This is a genomic window from Xanthomonas theicola (genome assembly GCF_014236795.1).
Classification (GTDB): domain Bacteria; phylum Pseudomonadota; class Gammaproteobacteria; order Xanthomonadales; family Xanthomonadaceae; genus Xanthomonas_A; species Xanthomonas_A theicola.
Window position 1 is genome coordinate 3856380 of record NZ_CP049017.1, and the last position, 19299, is coordinate 3875678.

The 19299-nt window shown below is 63.1% G+C and carries 15 protein-coding genes and 3 pseudogenes; 14 read left to right on the top strand and 4 right to left on the bottom strand.

Features of this window, described 5'->3' with window-relative positions:
* Window positions 1-114: 114 nt before the first annotated feature.
* From G4Q83_RS18010 to G4Q83_RS18035, 6 genes and pseudogenes are all read left to right on the top strand, one after another.
* Complete coding sequence (locus G4Q83_RS18010; RefSeq protein WP_128421762.1) at window positions 115-2610, top strand: DEAD/DEAH box helicase; 2496 nt, start codon at window positions 115-117, stop codon at window positions 2608-2610.
* Window positions 2585-3832: a ribonuclease H-like domain-containing protein gene (locus G4Q83_RS24820; RefSeq protein WP_386272876.1), complete on the top strand. Its 1248-nt coding sequence runs from the start codon at window positions 2585-2587 to the stop codon at window positions 3830-3832. Before G4Q83_RS18010 ends, G4Q83_RS24820 begins: the two co-directional genes overlap by 26 nt.
* Before the next feature lie 360 nt (window positions 3833-4192).
* Window positions 4193-4991, top strand: a pseudogene (locus tag G4Q83_RS18020) (IS5 family transposase).
* Window positions 4992-5186: 195 nt separating this feature from the next.
* Window positions 5187-6365 carry a dermonecrotic toxin domain-containing protein gene (locus tag G4Q83_RS18025; RefSeq protein WP_128421984.1) on the top strand — a complete coding sequence of 393 codons (1179 nt, stop codon included), beginning with the start codon at window positions 5187-5189 and terminating at the stop codon, window positions 6363-6365.
* Between the two features lie 21 nt (window positions 6366-6386).
* Entirely contained in the window at window positions 6387-7325 is a 939-nt protein-coding gene (locus G4Q83_RS18030) for an IS1595 family transposase (RefSeq protein WP_128422000.1), read from the top strand.
* The gene (locus tag G4Q83_RS18035; protein WP_128421990.1) at window positions 7318-8397 is read left to right on the top strand and encodes a dermonecrotic toxin domain-containing protein; all 1080 of its coding nucleotides are present in this window, start codon (window positions 7318-7320) and stop codon (window positions 8395-8397) included. Before G4Q83_RS18030 ends, G4Q83_RS18035 begins: the two co-directional genes overlap by 8 nt.
* Window positions 8398-8503: 106 nt before the next feature.
* Here the strand turns inward: G4Q83_RS18035 and G4Q83_RS18040 are convergent, their stop codons facing one another.
* Window positions 8504-9310 (bottom strand): IS5 family transposase, encoded by an 807-nt coding sequence (locus G4Q83_RS18040; RefSeq protein WP_185817193.1) that lies wholly within the window; start codon window positions 9308-9310, stop codon window positions 8504-8506.
* Window positions 9311-9333: 23 nt separating this feature from the next.
* Entirely contained in the window at window positions 9334-9642 is a 309-nt protein-coding gene (locus tag G4Q83_RS18045) for a hypothetical protein (RefSeq protein ID WP_128421971.1), read from the bottom strand.
* A gap of 54 nt (window positions 9643-9696) precedes the next feature.
* On the opposite strand from G4Q83_RS18045, the gene G4Q83_RS18050 reads away from it, so the two are divergent.
* The 3 genes from G4Q83_RS18050 (at window position 9697) to G4Q83_RS18060 (ending at window position 12156) form a co-directional block, all read left to right on the top strand.
* The gene (locus G4Q83_RS18050; protein WP_221893093.1) at window positions 9697-10335 is read left to right on the top strand and encodes a hypothetical protein; all 639 of its coding nucleotides are present in this window, start codon (window positions 9697-9699) and stop codon (window positions 10333-10335) included.
* A 112-nt stretch (window positions 10336-10447) separates the two neighbouring features.
* Window positions 10448-11032 (top strand): hypothetical protein, encoded by a 585-nt coding sequence (locus tag G4Q83_RS18055; RefSeq protein ID WP_185817251.1) that lies wholly within the window; start codon window positions 10448-10450, stop codon window positions 11030-11032.
* Between the two features lie 140 nt (window positions 11033-11172).
* Window positions 11173-12156: an IS5 family transposase gene (locus tag G4Q83_RS18060; protein WP_185817191.1), complete on the top strand. Its 984-nt coding sequence runs from the start codon at window positions 11173-11175 to the stop codon at window positions 12154-12156.
* A gap of 247 nt (window positions 12157-12403) precedes the next feature.
* Here G4Q83_RS18060 and G4Q83_RS18065 read toward each other — a convergent pair.
* Window positions 12404-12794: pseudogene (locus G4Q83_RS18065) on the bottom strand (transposase); the annotation flags it as partial.
* Between the two features lie 93 nt (window positions 12795-12887).
* On the opposite strand from G4Q83_RS18065, the gene G4Q83_RS18070 reads away from it, so the two are divergent.
* The 4 genes from G4Q83_RS18070 (at window position 12888) to dcp (ending at window position 17146) form a co-directional block, all read left to right on the top strand.
* Window positions 12888-13154, top strand: coding sequence for a hypothetical protein (locus tag G4Q83_RS18070; protein WP_185817456.1), 267 nt, complete (start codon window positions 12888-12890; stop codon window positions 13152-13154).
* A gap of 592 nt (window positions 13155-13746) precedes the next feature.
* A complete protein-coding gene (gene arfB / locus G4Q83_RS18075) occupies window positions 13747-14178 on the top strand; it encodes an alternative ribosome rescue aminoacyl-tRNA hydrolase ArfB (protein WP_128421961.1) in 432 nt (143 codons plus the stop codon).
* A gap of 51 nt (window positions 14179-14229) precedes the next feature.
* Window positions 14230-14784: a lysophospholipid acyltransferase family protein gene (locus G4Q83_RS18080; RefSeq protein ID WP_170069211.1), complete on the top strand. Its 555-nt coding sequence runs from the start codon at window positions 14230-14232 to the stop codon at window positions 14782-14784.
* Between the two features lie 196 nt (window positions 14785-14980).
* Window positions 14981-17146: a peptidyl-dipeptidase Dcp gene (gene dcp / locus G4Q83_RS18085; protein WP_185817252.1), complete on the top strand. Its 2166-nt coding sequence runs from the start codon at window positions 14981-14983 to the stop codon at window positions 17144-17146.
* 16 nt (window positions 17147-17162) lie between these two features.
* On the opposite strand, the pseudogene G4Q83_RS18090 reads toward dcp, so the two are convergent.
* A pseudogene (locus G4Q83_RS18090) lies at window positions 17163-17566 on the bottom strand (transposase); the annotation flags it as partial.
* 721 nt (window positions 17567-18287) lie between these two features.
* On the opposite strand from G4Q83_RS18090, the gene G4Q83_RS18095 reads away from it, so the two are divergent.
* A complete protein-coding gene (locus tag G4Q83_RS18095; RefSeq protein WP_128421720.1) occupies window positions 18288-19112 on the top strand; it encodes an alpha/beta fold hydrolase in 825 nt (274 codons plus the stop codon).
* Window positions 19113-19299 lie beyond the last annotated feature (187 nt).

Here is a 19299-nt window from a genome sequence, read left to right on the forward strand (position 1 = left end):
ATGTTTCGCCGCCCTGGCTGAATCCGCTCAGCCAGTTGCCCTCGCCCAGTCGGGCGCCGTCTCATACCCTGAGACGCGTTTCCGCTTCCCTGTCCCGCTTTGAGAGCCGTGCCGATGCCCGCCCACGCCCTAGCCCGCCGCACCGAGGACGCCGAGCGCGCCCTGTCCACCACCGGCGGCGCGCCCTCGCGCGACGGCGCGCTGCTGACTGAACGGCTGGAGCGGCGCTACCACGACCGCATCACCGGCAGCTTCATGCTCCCCGGGCGCGAAGGCCGCTATGCGCCGATCCCGGGCGACGTGCCGGCGGCGCTGTCCGCGGCGCTGAAGGCGCGCGGCATCGAGCAGCTGTACAGCCACCAGGCCGAGGCCTGGGACGCGGCGCAGCGCGGCGAGCACGTGGCCATCGTCACCCCGACCGCGTCGGGCAAGTCGCTGTGCTACACGCTGCCGGTGCTGGCCGCGGCGATGACCGCGCAGGCCAAGGCACTGTACCTGTTCCCGACCAAGGCGCTGGCGCAGGACCAGGTGGCCGAGTTGCTGGAGCTCAACCGCGCCGGCAACCTCGGGGTGAAGGCCTTCACCTTCGACGGCGACACGCCGGGCGACGCGCGCCAGGCGATCCGCCTGCACGGCGACATCGTGGTGAGCAATCCGGACATGCTACACCAGGCGATCCTGCCGCATCACACCAAATGGGCGCAGTTCTTCGAGAACCTGCGCTACGTGGTGATCGACGAGATCCACACCTACCGCGGCGTGTTCGGCAGCCACGTCGCCAACGTGCTGCGCCGGCTCAAGCGCATCTGCGCGTTCTACGGGGTGAACCCGCAGTTCATCCTGTGCTCGGCCACCATCGGCAATCCGCGCGCGCACGCCGAGGCGCTGATCGAGCAGCCCGTGCGTGCGATCACCGAGTCCGGCGCGCCGTCCGGCGACAAGCACGTGCTGCTGTGGAACCCGCCGATGGTCAACGCCGACCTGGGCCTGCGCGCGTCGGCGCGTTCGCAGAGCAACCGCATCGCGCGCATCGCGATTCGTTCCGGACTGAAAACGCTCGTTTTCGCACAGACCCGGCTGATGGTGGAAGTGTTGACCAAGTACCTGAAGGACATCTTCGACCACGATCCGCGCAAACCGCCGCGCATCCGTGCCTACCGCGGCGGCTACCTGCCGAACGAGCGCCGCCAGGCCGAGCGGGCGATGCGTGCCGGCAGCATCGACGGCATCGTCTCCACCTCGGCGCTGGAACTGGGCGTGGACATCGGCGCGCTGGACGTGGTGGTGCTCAACGGCTACCCCGGCAGCGTGGCCGCGACCTGGCAGCGCTTCGGCCGCGCCGGACGCCGCCAGCAGCCGTCGCTGGGGGTGCTGGTGGCCAGTTCGCAGCCGCTGGACCAGTACGTGGTGCGGCATCCGGACTTCTTCGCCGACGCCTCGCCCGAACACGCGCGCATCGCCCCGGACCAGCCGCTGATCCTGTTCGACCACATCCGCTGCGCCGCGTTCGAGCTGACCTTCGTCGCCGGCGAGACATTCGGTCCGGTCGACCCGGCGGTGTTCCTGGAAGCGCTGGCCGAAAGCGAGGTGGTGCACCAGGAAGGCGACCGCTGGGAATGGATCGCCGACAGCTATCCGGCCAACGCGGTGAGCCTGCGTTCGGTGGCCGACGGCAACTTCGTGGTCGTCGACAAAACCGATGGCAAGCAGCAGATCATCGCCGAGGTGGACTATTCCGCCGCCGCGCTGACCCTGTACGAAGGCGCGATCCACATGGTGCAGAGCGCGCCGTACCAGGTGGAGAAGCTGGACTGGGAGGGGCGCAAAGCCTACGTCACCCGCACCCACGTGGACTACTACACCGACAGCATCGACTTCACCAGGCTCAAGGTGCTCGACCGCTTCGACGGCGGCGCGGCCGGGCGCGGCGACAGCCATCACGGCGAGGTGCACGTGGTGCGACGCGTGGCCGGCTACAAGAAGATCCGCTACTACACCCACGAGAACATCGGCTACGGCCCGGTCACCCTGCCCGACCAGGAGCTGCACACCACCGCGGTATGGTGGCAGCTGCCGCAGGCCACGCTGCTGAAGGCCTTCGCTTCCAAGCAGGATGCGCTGGACGGCTTCCTCGGCGCGGCCTACGCGCTGCACGTGGTGGCGACGGTGGCGGTGATGGCCGACGCGCGCGACCTGCAGCAGGCGGTGGGCGACGGCGACGGCGCCTGGTTCGCGATGGCCGACGCCAAGGGCCGCGGCCAGCTGCGCGGCGGCGACACCGGCGAGCCGGTCGGCGTGGAACTGCAGCAGTTCGTGCCCACCGTGTACCTGTACGACAACTTCCCCGGCGGCGTGGGCCTGAGCGAACCGCTGTGGCAGCGCCAGGCCGAGTTGGTACAGCGCGCGCGCGAACTGGTACAGCGCTGCGACTGCGTGGCCGGTTGCCCGGCCTGCGTCGGCCCGGTGCTGGCCGCGCAGGAGGAAAGTGTGGCCGCGCCGAAGGCGCTGGCGCTGCACGTGCTGCGCCTGCTGCTGGAAGGCGCGGCGCTGGACGACGAACCGACCGCGATCGACAGCGAGCTCGATGCGCTGCTGGAGCGGCGTGCATGAGCCTCGGTCCGGAGCGCTTGCCGATGCTGCGTCTGCTGAAGGCCGCGCTGCCGGACGCCGCATCGGCGGTGTTCGATACGGATCCCGGCGCAGCGTCGGAGCGGAACGCATGAGCATCAGCCTCGAACGCCTGCGCGCGCTGCGCAAGCAGGCCGGCGATGCACGCGCGGACGCGCCGCGTCCATTGGCGCCGGGCGTGCGGCCGGCCAGCAATGCCGGCGCCGGCGCTGCCAACGCGTCGATGCACGTGCCCGCGAGGGGCGCCGCGCCCGCAAGCAGGTCGACGTTACTGCGCAAGCCACCACGCGACGCCGATGCGGTGCCCCACCCGGCGCCGCGCACGCCGACGCCTGCGCGCCCCGGCGCCGCCGCGGTCGCGGTGGCGCCACCGATCGCGATCGAACCGTTCGACCGGCGCGGCGCCGACGTCGCCGCGCTGCGGCGCCTGCTCGGCCTACGCGAACGGGCGGTGGCGCCGGCCGCGGCGCCGCGCAGGCCGCAGTCGGCCGACCGCCATCTGCCTGGCGTGGAGATCGCGCCCGGCCTGCACCTGATCGAGGCGTTCCTGCCACAGACGATTCCCGCCGCGGCACTGTCGCTGGCCTTCGCCCGGCGCGAGGACGCGGTACAGCCGTCGGACCTGTTGTTCTTCGACACCGAGACCACCGGCCTGGCCGGCGGCACCGGCACCCGCGCCTTCATGATCGGCGCGGCCGACTGGTCTGTGCATCCCGGCGACGGCCCCGGCCTGCGCATCCGCCAGTTGTTGATGGCGACGATGGGTGCGGAGAAGGCCATGCTCGAAGCATTCCGCGCCTGGCTGGCGCCGACCACGGTGCTGTCCAGCTACAACGGCCGCTGCTACGACGCGCCGCTGCTGAAGACCCGCTATCGGTTGGCGCGCAGCCCCGATCCGCTATCGGCGCTGGACCACGTCGACCTGCTGCATCCCACCCGCCGCCGCTACCGCGGCGCCTGGGAGAACTGCCGCCTGGCCACTATCGAGCGGCAACTGCTGCGCATCGTGCGCGAGGACGACCTGCCCGGTTCCGAAGCGCCGGCCGTCTGGCTGAACTACCTGCGCGGCGGCAGTGCGCGCAACCTGCGCCGCGTCGCCGCGCACAACCACCAGGACGTGGTGACGCTGGCGCTGCTGCTGCAGCGCCTGGTCGCCGCCGAGGCCGAAGAGCGCGAAGTGCTGCCGTTGGTGGAAGCCCGGTAACGCGGTTCGCCGCGGCAAGGGCAAGCCAGCATCAATCAAGCGGAATTGACCGAGGCGATCAGTGAATCGCTCCGATCGGTCGCGGGACCGCGATGCCACTCATTCCCAGCGCAATTGTGCGGCCGGCGGCCTGCCGGCATTCATGCCTCTCACAGGCTGGCCTCGATAGACTTCCCCTTCAATTCACCTGAAAGTGTCGACAGGCCTCCGTTCGCCGCCGCTAACCTTGCCGCCTGCATCATTCCAGGTAGCCCAGCCGCAGATCGACGGCACGACCATACCCAGCATGCCCGCTATCCCGCATAAGGTTCTCGCTAAGAACCTGTTCACGATCTTTCCCGGGTAGTGCAAACTCTGCGGATGCGCACAAAGACGTATCCGAGTGCCATGAGCCGGGAGCGGTTCGAGCAGATCCGCCCCATTCTGGAGCAGGCGCGCAAGCGTAGCAAGCCACGGACCGTGGATCTGTAGGACGTGTGGTGCGCGGTGCTGTACCTGCTGCACACCGGCTGTCAGTGGCCAGCGCTGCCCAGCGACTTCCCGAAGTGGCGCACCGTGCACTGCTACTTTGCCAAGTGGAGCGAACCAGACGATGAAGGAGTGAGCCTGCTGGAGCGGGCGCTCAAAAAATCAGGGTGGCGCGGCCCGCCAGAGACAGGGGCGCAACGCTTGCAGCACGTTCTTGATCGTGGACGCACAGAGCGTGAAGAACACGGACACGGCCGGCCAGAAGGGTTATGACGCGGGCAAGAAGGTCTCGGGGATCAAGCGTCGCATCGCCGTCGATACCCAAGGCCTGCCGCATGCGGTCGCGGTGACGAGGGCGGAAGTGACCGACCGCAAAGGCGCGCTCCAATCCCTGGATCGTTGCAAGCCGAACCTGGGACACGTGCAAAGCCTGTTGTGCGATAGCGGCTATACCGCAGAACCATTCGCCGAAGGCGTACGAGAGATCCTGGGCAAGCAAGTCACGGTGCAGATCGCCAAACGCAGCGAACTGCACACCTTCAAGGTCATGCCCAAGCGCTGGAGCGTCGAACGCAGCTTTGCGTGGCTGGAAAAGAACCGAAGGCTATGGAAGAACTGCGAGCGCAAGCTCAACACCAGCTTGCAGTTCATCCACCTGGCATGCCTGACACTACTACTCAAAAGATCGTGAACAGGTTCTAAGAGCGCATGGGTAACGCCGACGACTATGTCGTTCTGGCCTGGGCCAGTATGCCCCGTGGCGCGAGCCGGTGCCGATAGCGGTGCCAATGACTGGCGGGCATGTCCCAGGCGCTGAAGCCGGCCGACGAGCAGCGCGGACGTTCGACAGCGTATCACCCGATAGATTCAGCCACCGACGTAGGACGTGCCAATCAATTTTTCGCCTTATCAGCAGCACCGGCAGGCCATAGGAATTCATACGAACCAGCAGGACTGGAAGCAGGGAAAGCAGAAAATCCAGGATGACCGCGCTCGCCGGCTGGCCAGCCGACCGGGATTTCATCCAGATAATATGAAACGGCAAGATTTGGCTCATGCGGCGGTACGACTGCTCGCCATGCTAAGTGCCGTACGCAGCAGCAATAGTCGTGCCGTAACATCCTCCGGCCGAGCCGCTGAACCCGCCACGGATCGTCGCATTCACTGGGCCGATGCCTTGCATCGACAGCAGGGAGTCGAGCAGGAAATTTGCAGGCAATCGCTCGGAACGAACTTCCGGGCAACGGAAGAACGGATGAAGGAAAATATTCGCACAGACGCCTACAGTCTGGGAGAAGACACGCGCTGCGCCAAGGGAATTGCCCAATGCTATGCCGCCAGTGCCATGCAAATGGCGCGCCGCGACACGCCGTCGGTCGGATTGGACGTTGCCGCAATCGCGGGTGCTGTCACCGGCGGCTTGACCTCGGGACTGAAAAGCGTCATCGCCGCGTTGCATCAGGCTGGCCAGTTTGTCCGCCGGTATGATCCGCTGACCCTGCCAGGCGCACAAGCACTTCCCGCGGGCGGGCATCACTACACCGGAAAACAAGGAGATGAACTCATCATAATCAGGGACGTCTATGGGAAAGTTGTCGATCTAAGCCGGGACTATTATCCTTCGGCGAACCTGACGGAGCCTTACCATTTCGTGAGAACGGGATTGAAGGCGCTGGCTGGATTCTATGAAGACTACAACTCCAAATACCTGGGATTGAAATCGCTTGCCCGATCCATCCTGAAAGAAGAAATCAGGCGGCACTTTCATTTGGATATCGATCCGGACAAGACCCAATTCATACACTTCCACTGGATTTTGTATACCGTCTTTGAGAAGATTCAATACTCCGATAGAGCGACAAAGAAAACACTCACGGAGTGGCTTTTCTCGAATTTCGACGCCTCGACGCAGATGAATCTACAGGATGTGGATGCGATGTGCGGCATCTATGACATTTCACTGGATGGGCGCAAGGAGTATCGTTCCACCGACGCAATACCGGTACCTGATTACCCATCAGTCGCATCCCTTGATTCGGGGCTGGTCAATGCTGCAAGCCGCTGATTCGACAGAGGCGATGCGACGATGGCCAAGAAGAACCTGATCCAGTTCCAGGCGGGCATGAGCCTGCCGGCGTTCCTGCGGTCCTATGGGAACGAAGCGCAATGCCGGCAAGCCGTCTTTGAACAACGGTGGCCGCAAGGCTTCTTTTGCCCAGCGTGTGGACATCGGCGGTCTTGCCAGTTGCACAGCCGCGATCTGCTCCAATGCAATCGCTGCAAACATCAGACCTCCTTGACGCGCGGCACCTTGTTCGCTGATACCAAGCTGCCGTTGCGCACCTGGTTCCTGGCGATCTACCTCCTCAGCCAGCACAAGAACGGCATCTCGGCGTTGGCGCTGCGCCGGCAACTTGGAGTGAGCTACAACACCGCCTGGCTGATCAAACACAAATTGATGCAAGCCATGGTCGAACGCGAAGCCTCCCATCAGTTGAGCGGGGATATACAGGTGGACGACGCCTTTTGGGGCGGAGAGCGCCACGGCGGCGGGGCCGGCCGTGGCAGTCCGGGCAAGACCCCGTTTGTGGCCGCCGTTCAGTGCTCTGCGCAGGGACATCCTGTCGCCATGCGCCTGGATGTGGTGGCCGGTTTTCGCAAGGCCGAACTGACCCGCTGGGCAAGCCGCTATGTCGCCCCAGGCAGTCGCGTTGTTTCCGATGGCCTGAGCTGCTTCCCAGGCGTGGCCCTGGCCGGATGCCACCATACCGCCATCTTCAACCGCGGCCGGCGAGTGCCCACAGAGCCGGCGCTTATCTGGGTCAACACCCTCCTGGGCAACATCAAGAACGCCTTGCATGGCACCTATCACGCCTTGCGCCCAAAGTACCTGCAGCGCTACCTCAGCGAGTTCTGCTATCGCTTCAACCGACGCTTCGACCTGGCCGCCTTGGTGCCACGATTGATCTGCGCCTCCCTCCACACTCCACCGCTGCCCTATCGGATTGCTACGCTGGATGCGTGATGTGGGTAATCAGGTACCGGTAAAGCCCACCGACTTCGTTCAGATGGTATGGGATATCGATTTCTATAATCGTGCAAAAGGAATCATGGCGGAAAATTTCGGCCATCGAGACATCCACGTCAAACGATATTTCCTCGACTTTATCAAGCATCTGAACATTGGCATTATCAATCGAGTCACAGCCAGAGACATTCTGAGCGGGGTCGGCTTATTGCAAGAAAACAACGTCGGCGTGTCTCTTTTCGATATCAACGGTTACAGTGCCGCGAATGCCTTCGTCTTCAAGCACAAGGACAGTGGCAGGGTCACTCTTTATCTGCCCCGAAGCGATTTCAAGTTGATGTCCTTCAGAGGGTGTTTTGAAATGCAGTCATGGGTAAGCGATGCCTGCTTATCAAACGTTCGTCGCGACATGATTGCATCGCATTTCACTATCGCGGACAGGCAGGATGGCGTGTTTTACTATGGGGTGGACGCCTGGTTGGACTCAATAGGTCAGGATATCGGTTATTACGACAAGATCGCAATGAATCCCACCGAGGTACCGTCGGAGCATTTCTTCGACAGCTTGTTCGACAATGTCAAGAGTAAGGAATTCTCCGACCTCGACTCGCTGATAAAATCGGACGCCGAAGTCAGACGCGACACGTGTGAGAGACTGATAGATGCGTCGAATATCATACCCAACCCCTTATCCCCGTTTCTATCGCTGGCAATGCACTTGGAACACGCGATAGAGGCCGATACCTATCCTGAAAAGATGCAGGAGATCCAGCACATAAAAGCCGATGTGGCCAACCTCATTGCGATGATCGCTCTTGAAAATGCGATGAAATTTCCTGACGTCGAAGGATATGACTTCATAAAAAAAGTAAAAAATGGACTCGAAAGCATGGAGACCGTACCCAGCGAAAAATTTGAGGTTGTCGACGGTGATCTCGCCGCCGAGACTGGCAAGGAAGCAGCAGCGGACGGCACGGTGATTGGCTGTAACAGAAGGAAGCGAGGCATAGCTTCAAGCAAGCATTTGCCGTGCGCTGGAGTCGCCAATCAGGATGCCAGCAATTCTTAGGAGAAACTCGAAGAATTGGTTGCCCCCCGGCCTGGTACAAAAGGGAAAACATTGCGAGCACCGAGCGGACTGCCGAGGGGATGATATTCGAGGATCCTAGAGCGTGTTATGAACTTTGAAGGATGGTAGCGGCGTTGCTGAGCATGAGCACGGTGAAGACGACGAAGTGCAAGCCAGCCAAGGTTTCCGGCAAGCGCTCATAGTCGCGTGCCAATCGTCGGAATCGGTTGACCCAGCCGAAGCTGCGTTCGACGACCCAGCGCCGAGGAAGCAAGACGAATCCTTTCTTGGCTTCGGGAAGTTTCACCACGTGCAGTTCGATTCCTTCTGCCTGCGCGGCTTGCGCCGGCTCCTGCCCGGTGTAGCCTTGATCCACGAACGCCAGTTTTACCGTATCGCCCGTGACATGTTGCACCTCTTGCGCCAGCGAGCGCACCTGAGCGCGTTCTTGCTCGTCGGCAGGTGTGACTTGCACTGCAAGCAAATATCCGAGCGTGTCCACCGCCATATGCACCTTGCTGCCCTTCTTGCGCTTATAGCCGTCGTAGCCTGCACGTGTGCCGCTCTCGCAGGTGGATTGCAGCGTCCGCCCGTCCAGGATGACAGCACTGGGTTGGCCATGTCTGCCTTGGGCAACACGCAGGATGGAACGCAGGTCGTTGACCATGGCTTCAAAGCAGCCCGCCTGCAGCCAGCGTTGTGTCTGTTGGTAGACCGCTTCCCATGGCGGGAAGTCCTTGGGCAAAAGGCGCCATGGCGCTCCAGCACGTGCCATCCAGCGCAGCGCATTGAACATTGCCCGCAGCTCGTACTTGCGCTGCGGAGCGTGCTCGGTCATCAGGCTCAGGTAAGGCGCTGCGAACGCCCACTCTTCGTCGGAAATGTCGGTCGGATATGGGCGTTTGCTCTGCATCCCGCTACGATAGCCGGATCGACTCAAAGTTCATAACACGCTCTACCGCTCATGGCAGATTGATGAAGTTTTACAGAAAGGCAGGGGCGGAGAGCAAGAGATACGCCCAAAATAACGCCGAATCGTTCAAACGCATCTATAACGATGCCGATGTCAAATTGATCACCTTGGAAGGTGTCGATCAGCGATTGTACTACGCTGTTGAAATGCCAAAAATCAAGGGAATCTCTCTCTCCGGCATACGAGCGACCGGCGATGTCGGACTCATCGTGGCTGTTGCCGATGAGATAATAAAAAAAGATATCGTTGGGTAATTGATCTCCAAACTTCAAGATGTCCGCATAAAGGCCGAGGACTTGAACGTCGGGAATACGATGTTCGATCCCGTGACCAAGCGATTCAACTTGATCGATTTTGATTATTCAGAAATTTCATACGCTGTGACTGACGCGCACTACAAGGATATGTACCGGTCTCTCCATAGCAAAATCAAGCAGGATTTCATTGTCCTTTTGATCGACAGACTTGCGAAATACCCGAATAAAATAGAAAGGATGAGAAGCGCCAAAGAAACAATGGAAGATCGATTAGAAAACTTGGTCGTCGATAACGGAAAACCAAGAATCTCCGACTTCAGGTCTGCCGTAGAGGATTTCGATAGAGACAACAGGATTTACGTATCGAGAGGGCTACGCGTTCTACTTAACCGCAAAGACATTGCAACAGTGGACGCCAGGACGCTTTCCGCCGCGGACGGCATGGGCATAAGACGTGACGCCGGCGACAATAACTATATAAGATGCGATGCCGGATTCTTAAAAATGCATCGTCGGAATCGCCTCTTCTTCATCGAGAAAAAGAATGGCAATCTGATCCATATCCAATTCAAAGGCGGCGAATTCCATCCAGTCAAGATCACAAGCCATCGAGGTCTATTGACGTCGAGCGTGCAGCAAATGAGGACGGATAGATTAATCAACTACAAACAAGGTTTCGAACAGGAAACCAATACCCCCCCTGAATGACGCATGGACTCTGCTGAAGGTAAAACTGAAGAATTCGAACTTCAACGACGCAGAATCCGCACGTTCAAAAATTGATGTGACATTCACGCTATCCTATACCCATCCCGGGAACATGAAAAATTATGTGGAAATGCCGCGCCTGGAGTGGAACGAGGTCATCACGCACAAGCGAGGAAGGACACTATGGAGATTTTCTGCCGACATGTACCAACACTCTCCGGGCAGTCCGACTTTTTTCCCGTGGCGAAACAGATACATCGAGGCCTACCACTATGCAGGGACCGGCGATAAGTCCACCTTCAATGGCAATGTAAGGATTTTCGACAAAGATATGCATCCCGTTGGGGCAAAGAAAATCAAAGCCGCTTTGTCTGGAAAGGATATGGCTAGAAACGTCCGGAGTTACCTGCAGAGAAAGGGGGGGGGGGGGGTGATCGAGGTGACCATCACCGACTTTCCCGCTCTGCTCAAGAGACAAGGCGTGAGAAACAATATGCAGAGGTTGGTAAATTTTTCCGTCGGATTCAAAGGAAAGACATTCCTGAATTTCAACCAAGGCATCTCTCTGATGAAACACACGCCTGCCAAGGCTTTTGTTACCGTCAGTAAAAACATAAAACTTGCCAGGGGCAAGGTCAACACACGCGCCCCCGTCGATGTGGTGAAGGAGAGACCTTATCATCTTTCTGCCGGATAATATCTCTAGTGTGGTTTCCCAATAGAAGATTGAACTATTATGCGGCGTGGTTGTCAAAGCGTTCTGCCTCCACTAAGGATGGTCTGAACAACTCCCTCTGATCCTGCGACAATCGTACAAAGCCCAACAGGACAACGACGATGCAATTGTCTTTCGGCGACGCGGAGTACAACGGCAAGCGCAAGCAGACGCGGCGCGAAAGGTTGCTGGCCGAGATGGATCAGGTGGTGCCGTGGAAAGACCTGCTGGCGCTGATCGCGCCGCACTATCCGAAGTCGGGCCATCCGGGCCGTCAGCCGTACCCGCTGGAGACAATGCTGCGCATCCACTTTCTGCAGCAGTGGTACGCACTGAGCGACCCGGGCGCGGAAGAAGCCTTGTACGACACGGCGTCGATGCGCCGTTTCGCCAGGATCGGCGGGTTGGATGAGGTGCCGGACGAGACCACGATCCTCAACTTCCGCCGGTTGCTGGAGACGCACGATCTGGCGCGCACGCTGTTCAACCGGGTCAACGCGCACCTATCGCGCAAGGGCCAGAGCCTGCGCGGCGGCACCATCGTGGACGCCACGATCATTGCCGCGCCCAGCTCGACCAAGAACAAGAACGGCGAGCGCGACCCGGAAATGCACCAGACCAAGAAGGGCAATCAGTACTACTTCGGGATGAAAGCGCACATCGGCGTGGACGATGAGTCCGGGCTGGTGCACCACTTGGAATGCACGGCGGCCAACGCCGCAGATATCACCCAGGCGCACAAGCTGCTGCACGGCAAGGAAGACACGGTATGCGGCGACAGCGGCTACACCGGGCTGGCCAAGCGCGAGGAGATGGCGAGCAAGCGCAAGCTGCGCTATCTGATCGCGGAGAAGCCCTCGAAGCTGAAGCAGATCAAGAGCAAGCGCGAATTGAAGTGGGCACAGCGCTGGGAGCACGCCAAGGCCAGCCTGAGGGCGAAGGTGGAGCATCCGTTCCGGGTGATCAAGCGCCAGTTTGGCTACGTCAAGGTGCGCTATCGCGGCCTGGCGAAGAACACGGCGCAAGTGCTGACGCTGTTTGCGCTGTCGAACCTGTGGCTGAAGCGAAAGCAGTTGCTGCCTGTCGTGGGGAGGGTGTGCCTGTAATCCGGGAAATACCCCGGAAATGCGCCGGAAACGGCGAAAAACCGAGGGTCTGAGCGCCGTGGGCGTGGTCGATATGGCTTGCCTCATCCTCCGACCGCGTTGATCAGACTATCCCTAACGGGCTGCTGAAATACTTATTTCCGGGGTGAATTTTGATACGTTTCCCGCCCAAAATGACGCACGCCAAATGAAAGTTCAATGACTTGCATGGCAAGTCATTGACTTTCGAGGGCTGTCGACCAGTATTTCAGCAGCCTGCTAAGAGCCGCCACAAAAACCCGGAAAGATGCCGTAAGCAAATGATGGAGCAAGCAAGTGAGAGCAGCGCCAAGTGGCTATCAATGCGGCGTTCAAAGCGAATGCGCAACTTGCCCCTCCCTGCAAACCAGGCATGGGCGCGCTCGACGACCCCGCGATGACGGCCCAGGCGATCGTGGCGTTCGATGCCCTTGCGCGCGATCCGCGCAATGACGCCGCGCTGCTTGAGGGAGTTGCGGCAACGGCATGTCATCGGCCTTGTCGGCGTGCAGTTTGTCTGGCCAGCGTCGCGGGCGCCCCGATTTTCCGGAGATGGGAGGCAAGGCATCAACCAGCTCCTCAAACACGACCGCGTCGTGCCGATTGGCGCCGGTGACACAGCTTAGACTCAAGTTCCCAGTGCAACACCTCACAGAGCGCAGGAGGTTGCGCTGGGCAAACAGTCCAGTCATCTGCGTGTTGAGGAACGCGCGGTGCTGCAGGTGGAGCGCGATCGAGGAACGCGCTTGCGCAAGATCGGTCGCCGGTGGGGACGCCGTGCATCGACGCTGGGCCGCCAGGTCGGTGGTCTGCAAGGGCCGGTGTCCTGTGCGCACGCGGCGGCGGCGGCCTATCGCTCGCGCCGATCGCGCTGCGTGCGGCCGCACCGGCTGGCCGAGGGATCGCCGTTGTTCCGGTTCGTCCATGACCGGCTGGTGTTCGATCGCTGGTCTGCGCAGCAGATCGCGGCCACCCTGTGAACCATGCCTCTTGATGACGCCCGTCAGCGGGCCGGCCATGAGACGATCTACGCACACCCGCGAGGTGGGCTGAAGAAGGCGCTGGTCGATGCCTTGCGACAGGGCAAGCCGGCACGCGGCTGTTGTCGCGCCATATCGACTTTGCGGCGATCGCCCAGGCGGTGGACGCGAAGCTGACCTTGGGAACGGGTCGGCGTGGGGCCGTTCGGCCTGGCCGACGGGGGAATGGTCAAGCTGCTGCTTTTGCAGCAGTTGTACAACTCAAGCAGGGCGGCGAGGTGGGCCAGGATTGGAGCGATGCCGAGCGGGCGCAGAAGGATGTGCAGGCGCGGTCGCTGGGTGGCTCGACCAGCAACGGCGCCGCGGCCAGGGCCAGCCGCAGCGCCAGTGGCAGGCGCTGCGCTAGGAGCGAAAAGCAACGGGGTCGGTGTCCTCGAGCGTCCTGCAGGGCGGTGGCCGGCGGCCAGGATGCGGGAATCGCCGCGGCCCCGCCGTGGTGCCGGTCGGGTGGGCCGGCGCCGCGCGCGGCCGCCCGTTCACGCCGCGTGCCATGGGAAACCAAGCCGTATTGCGGATGCCCTACAATCGGCGGATGCGTCATGGGGCCATCCACATCTCGAGCAGCCTGGCGATTCCGCAGAGCGAAATCGTCGAGCGCTTCGTGCGCGCCAGCGGCGCCGGTGGGCAGAACGTCAACAAGGTCTCCAGCGCGGTGGAACTGCGTTTCGACCTGGCCGGCTCGCCGTCGCTGCCGGAGTCGTTGCGTGCGCGCTTGCTGGCGCGGCGCGACCGCCGCATCACCGCCGAGGGCGTGCTGGTGATCGATGCGCAACGCTTCCGCACCCAGGACCGCAACCGCGACGATGCGCGCCAGCGTCTGGCCGAGTTCATCGCCACCGGGCTGTCGGTGCCGAAGCGGCGCATTGCCACCAAGCCCTCGCACGGCGCCAAGCTGCGGCGCCTGGACGCCAAGCGCGAGCGCAGCCGGATCAAGCGTGGCCGCTCGCCCGGCCGCTGGGAGTGACTTTTGACCGAACGCGATTTCTCGTTGCCGCCCCCGACCCCGAACATGCCGATGGTCAAGCCCAGCCGCTTGGGCCGCTGGCTCGGCCGTACCGCACTGCGCCTGACCGGCTGGCGGGTGGTGGGCCAGTTTCCGGACGAGCCGAAGCTGGTGATGATCGTCGCCCCGCACTCGTCCAACTGGGACGGTTTCCTGGGCTTTGCGGTCAAGTTCGCCGTCGGCTTCGAGGTCCGCGTGCTCGGCAAGGCCCAACTGTTCTGGTGGCCGCTGGGTCCGCTGCTGCGCAAGCTCGGCGGCATCCCGCTGGACCGCAAATCGCCGCGCGGCGTGGTCGAACAGGCGGTGGCGCTGATCCGCGCCGCGCCGCGCATGTGGTACGTGATCACCCCCGAAGGCACGCGCAAGCGCGTGGAGAAGTGGAAGGCCGGTTTCTGGAAGATCGCCCACGACGCCGAGATCCCGATCTTCCCGGTCTACTTCGACTATCCCAGCCGCATCGTCGGCCTTGGTCCGCTGTTCCAAACCAGCGCCGACATGCACGCCGACATCGCCGCGATCCGCAGCTGGTACCGGCCGTGGCGCGGCAAGCACCGCGATACGCTGTGAGACGCTGAGGATGCCGCATCGATCCGGATGCCGTGCCTGCAGGGGCGGCGGTCGCCCGGCCATCTTTCCGCAGGCCGGGCCGCAGCCGGGGGGGGATCGCGCGCCGCCCAGATCCAATGGCACATGCCCACGCCGCGCAAAGCGCGTAGCGTGCGCTGCTGCCCCGCCACCATGTCCCCGTCAGGAGTTCCACCCCATGTCGCGTACCGTCGTTCTGGCCGCCGCCGTCAGCCTGGCGCTGGCCGCCTGTTCCGGTAAGGAGTCCACCCCCGTGCCCGCCGCCCCCGCCGCCTCGCAGAGCCCCGCCCCCGCCAATCCGCTGTTGAGCGCCAGCACGCTGCCGTTCCAGGCGCCGCCGTTCGACAGGATCAAGGACGCCGACTACCTGCCCGCGTTCGAAGAGGGCATGAAGCAGCACCTGGCCGAGATCCGCAAGATCGCCGACAACGCCGAGCCGGCCAGCTTCGCCAACACGATCGAGGCGATGGAGCGCAGCGGCGAGACCTTGAACCGGGTCAACCGCATCTTCTTCGGCCTGGTCCAGGCCGACACCAACGACGCGCGCCAGAAGGTCCAGGAAACGGTGGCGCCGAAGCTGGCCGCGCACCAGGACGAGATCAGCCTGGACCCGACGCTGTTCGCGCGGATCAAGTCGGTGTACGACCAGCGCGACACGCTGAACCTGGAGCCGGAGCAGAAGCGCCTGGTCGAACGCGACTACGAGGAATTCGTGCGCGCCGGCGCGCAGCTGTCCGATGCCGACAAGGCGACCCTGCGCAAGCTCAACGTCGAGGAAACCACGCTGGCCACCCAGTTCCATACCAAACTGGTCGCAGCCAGTGCCGCCGGTGCGGTGGTGGTGGACGACAAGGCCAGGCTCGATGGCCTGTCCGCGGGCGACATCGCCTCGGCCGCGCAGGACGCCGCGGCGCGCAAGCTCGACGGCAAGTACCTGCTCGCGCTGCAGAACACCACCCAGCAGCCGGTGCTGGCCTCGCTGAAGGATCGCGACCTGCGCGCCCAGGTGATGGCCGCCTCGCAGTCGCGCGCCGAGAAGGGCGACGCCAACGACACCCGCCAGACCGTGCAGCGCCTGGCCCAGTTGCGCGCGCAGAAGGCCAAGCTGCTCGGCTTCGACAGCTACGCCGCCTACAGCCTAGGCGACCAGATGGCCAAGACCCCGGCCGCGGCGCTGAAGCTGCTCACCGACACCGTGCCGGCCGCCACCGCCAAGGCGCGCAGCGAAGTCGCCGAGATGCAGAAGGTGATCGATGCGCAGCACGCTGGTTCAAAGACGGGCGGCTTCAAGCTCGCCGCCGCGGACTGGGATTTCTACGCCGAGCAGGTACGCAAGGCCAAGTACGACCTGGACCAGTCGCAGATCAAGCCGTACTTCGAACTGGACAACGTGCTCAAGAACGGCGTGTTCTACGCCGCCACCCAGTTGTACGGCATCACCTTCAAGGAACGCACCGACATCCCGACCTACCACGCGGACATGAAGGTCTACGAGGTGTTCGACCAGGACGGCAGCTCGCTGGCGCTGTTCTACACCGATTACTTCAAGCGCGACAGCAAGTCCGGCGGCGCGTGGATGGACGAGTTCGTCGGTCAGAACGGCCTGACCGGCGCCAAGCCGGTGGTCTACAACGTCTGCAACTTCACCAAGCCCGCGCCCGGCCAGCCGGCGCTGCTCAGCTTCGACGACGTCACCACCCTGTTCCACGAGTTCGGCCATGCGCTGCACGGCATGTTCTCCAAGGTGAAGTACCCGTCGATCGCCGGCACCAGCACCTCGCGCGACTTCGTCGAGTTCCCGTCGCAGTTCAACGAGCACTGGGCCTCCGATCCGAAGGTGTTCGCGCACTACGCCAGGCACTACCAGACCGGAGCGGCGATGCCGGTCGAGCTGGTGGAGAAGATCAAGCAGGCGCGCACCTTCAACCAGGGCTATGCGACCACCGAATACTTGTCGGCGGCGCTGCTCGACCTGGCCTGGCACACCCAGCCAGCCGACGCGCCGCTGCAGGACGTGGACAAGTTCGAAGCCGACGCGCTGAAGAAGTTCAAGGTGGACCTGGCCGAAGTGCCGCCGCGCTACCGCACCACCTATTTCGACCACATCTGGGGCGGCGGCTACTCGGCCAGCTACTACGCCTACTTCTGGGCCGAGGTGCTGGACGACGATGCGTTCGAATGGTTCAAGCAGAACGGCGGCCTGTCGCGCAAGAACGGCGACATCTTCCGCGGCAAGATCCTCTCGCGCGGCAACACCGTCGACCTGGCCACCCTGTACCGCGATTTCCGCGGCAAGGACCCCAGCGTCGAGCCGCTGCTGGAGAACCGCGGCCTGAAGGACTGAGTAACCGTCTTCCGAGTCAAGCGCGGTGCATGGATTTATTCCAAGGTTTACCGGTCCTGACCATGGCATTGAGGGTGGCCAGCAGCTTGCGCATGCAGGCCACCAAGGCAACCTTGGGCAGCTTGCCGGCAGCCTTGAGTCGTTCGTAGAAGGCCTTGATGGCCGGGTTGTAGCGAGTGGCAGTCAGCGTTGCCATGTACAGCACATGCCGTCTCTCGAAGTGCCGCCCTGCACCCGTCGCCTGCCCTTGCTGCTTCCGGAGTCGTTGGTCATGGGCGCCACGCCTACCAAAGCGGCGATCTCGCGCCGGTTGAGCCGGCCGAGTTCGGGCAACTGGGCAATCATCGTGGCGCTGGCCACTGGACCAACGCCTGCGACCGACTGCAGCAGCCGGTCCAGGCTGCCGAAGGGCGGTCTCAAGAATCAAGTGCACCCCGTGATTTGACAGCGGGAATGTCCTTCTCCATGGCCGCCGCCGGCGTGGCCCAGTTCACTGTCTGGCGAGGACGCCCATTCATCAGCCTGGCGAGGCGATGCAGGGATTCCTGGCTCGCTTGCGACAGGTCCACTGCCTTGGGCAGGAACGGGCGCAGCAGGCCATGGGGGTTCGCGTTGCTGCCCCGCTGCCACGGCGCATGGCGAATTGGCGAATTGGCGAATTGGCGAATTGGCGAACGGCATGTTCCCGGGGTTGCCCTGGTTCCTCGACGATCAGCAACCGCAAGGTTTCCTCGGACGCGCATTCGCACGCCGCGTGGCGCCTCGCCCGACCTGCTGCGCTGGCAGCCCGACGATATCGTGCTGGGCTTGCTGCACCATGGCGATGACCGGCCCGCCGGCAGCGGCGCAGTGGTGCAGCGCGCCGACGCGCTCACGCTGCCGACGCCGGAGTATCGCGACGACTGGCGCACTGCCGCCCTCCATGGCCCTAGATTTCTGGGAACGCGTCGCGCGGGCCGCCGCGATTTCCACCGGCTTCCAGGCATTGGCCCGGATCGCACACCAGCAGCTTTCCCAGGCCGCGCAGCGCATCGGTTGACCCCGGCGACGCGCAGCATTGACGCTGCCGCAACGTTCCGCTCACGCCTAGCGGACGTGCCGGTGTGGAAGCTGCCGGCTTCTTCTCCCATGAGGGTTTGCCATGACTGCAGCACAATCGCGCGTCCGTCTGCATGTAGAAGACACCGGCGGCGGCGGCCGGCCGGTGGTGTTGATCCACGGTTGGCCGTTGTCGGCCGCGGCGTGGACGGAGCAGGTGGGTCCGCTCAAGGACGCCGGCTATCGCGTCGTCGCCTACGATCGCCGCGGTTTCGGCCGCTCGGACAAACCGTCCGACGGCTACGAGTACGACACGCTGGCCGACGATCTGGCCGGCGTGCTCGAGGACAAGGACCTGCACGATGCGGTGCTGGTCGGTTTCTCGATGGGCGGTGGCGAGGTCGCGCGCTATGTGGCCAGGCACGGCAGCGCCCGCCTGGCCGGCGTGGTGTTCGCCTCGGCGGTGCCGCCGTACATGCTCATGACCGAGGACAACCCGGAAGGCCCGCTGAGCAAGGACAAGGCGCAGGAAATGGAGCAGGGCCTGAAGGCCTCGCGCGATACGTTCTTCGACCAGTTCACCCGCCAGTTCTTCAGCGCCCACGGCGAACTGAAGGTCAGCGAGGCGCAGCGGCAGGAGGCGATCGCGCTGTGCCGGCAGTGCGACCAGACCGCTGCGCTGGGCTGCATGCAGGCCTTCGGCGCCACCGACTTCCGCCAGGACCTGGCGAAGGTCGATGTGCCGACGTTGGTGCTGCATGGCGATGCCGACGCGACCGTCCCGTTCGAGGGGTCTGGACAGCGTACCCATCGCGCCATCGCCGGCAGCGAGGCAGTGGTGCTGAAGGACGCGCCGCACGGTTGCAACACCAGCCACGCGGCGGACTTCAACCGTGCGTTGCTGGCGTTCCTGGCCAAGCTGGACTGAGCAGGCCGTCCCGCGTCATCGGCCGGTTGCGCGCGCATGCGGCGACCGGCGTTGCGATCCGGTGGAAAGCGGCGGGGCACGCAGCGGGGGGCGCAAGGCGGTCCTGAATCTGCGGCCCAGCGCGCGCGGATTCGCAGGCGCACGGGGCCGCGTCCGCCGACCAGGCGACCAGGCGACCAGGGATGAT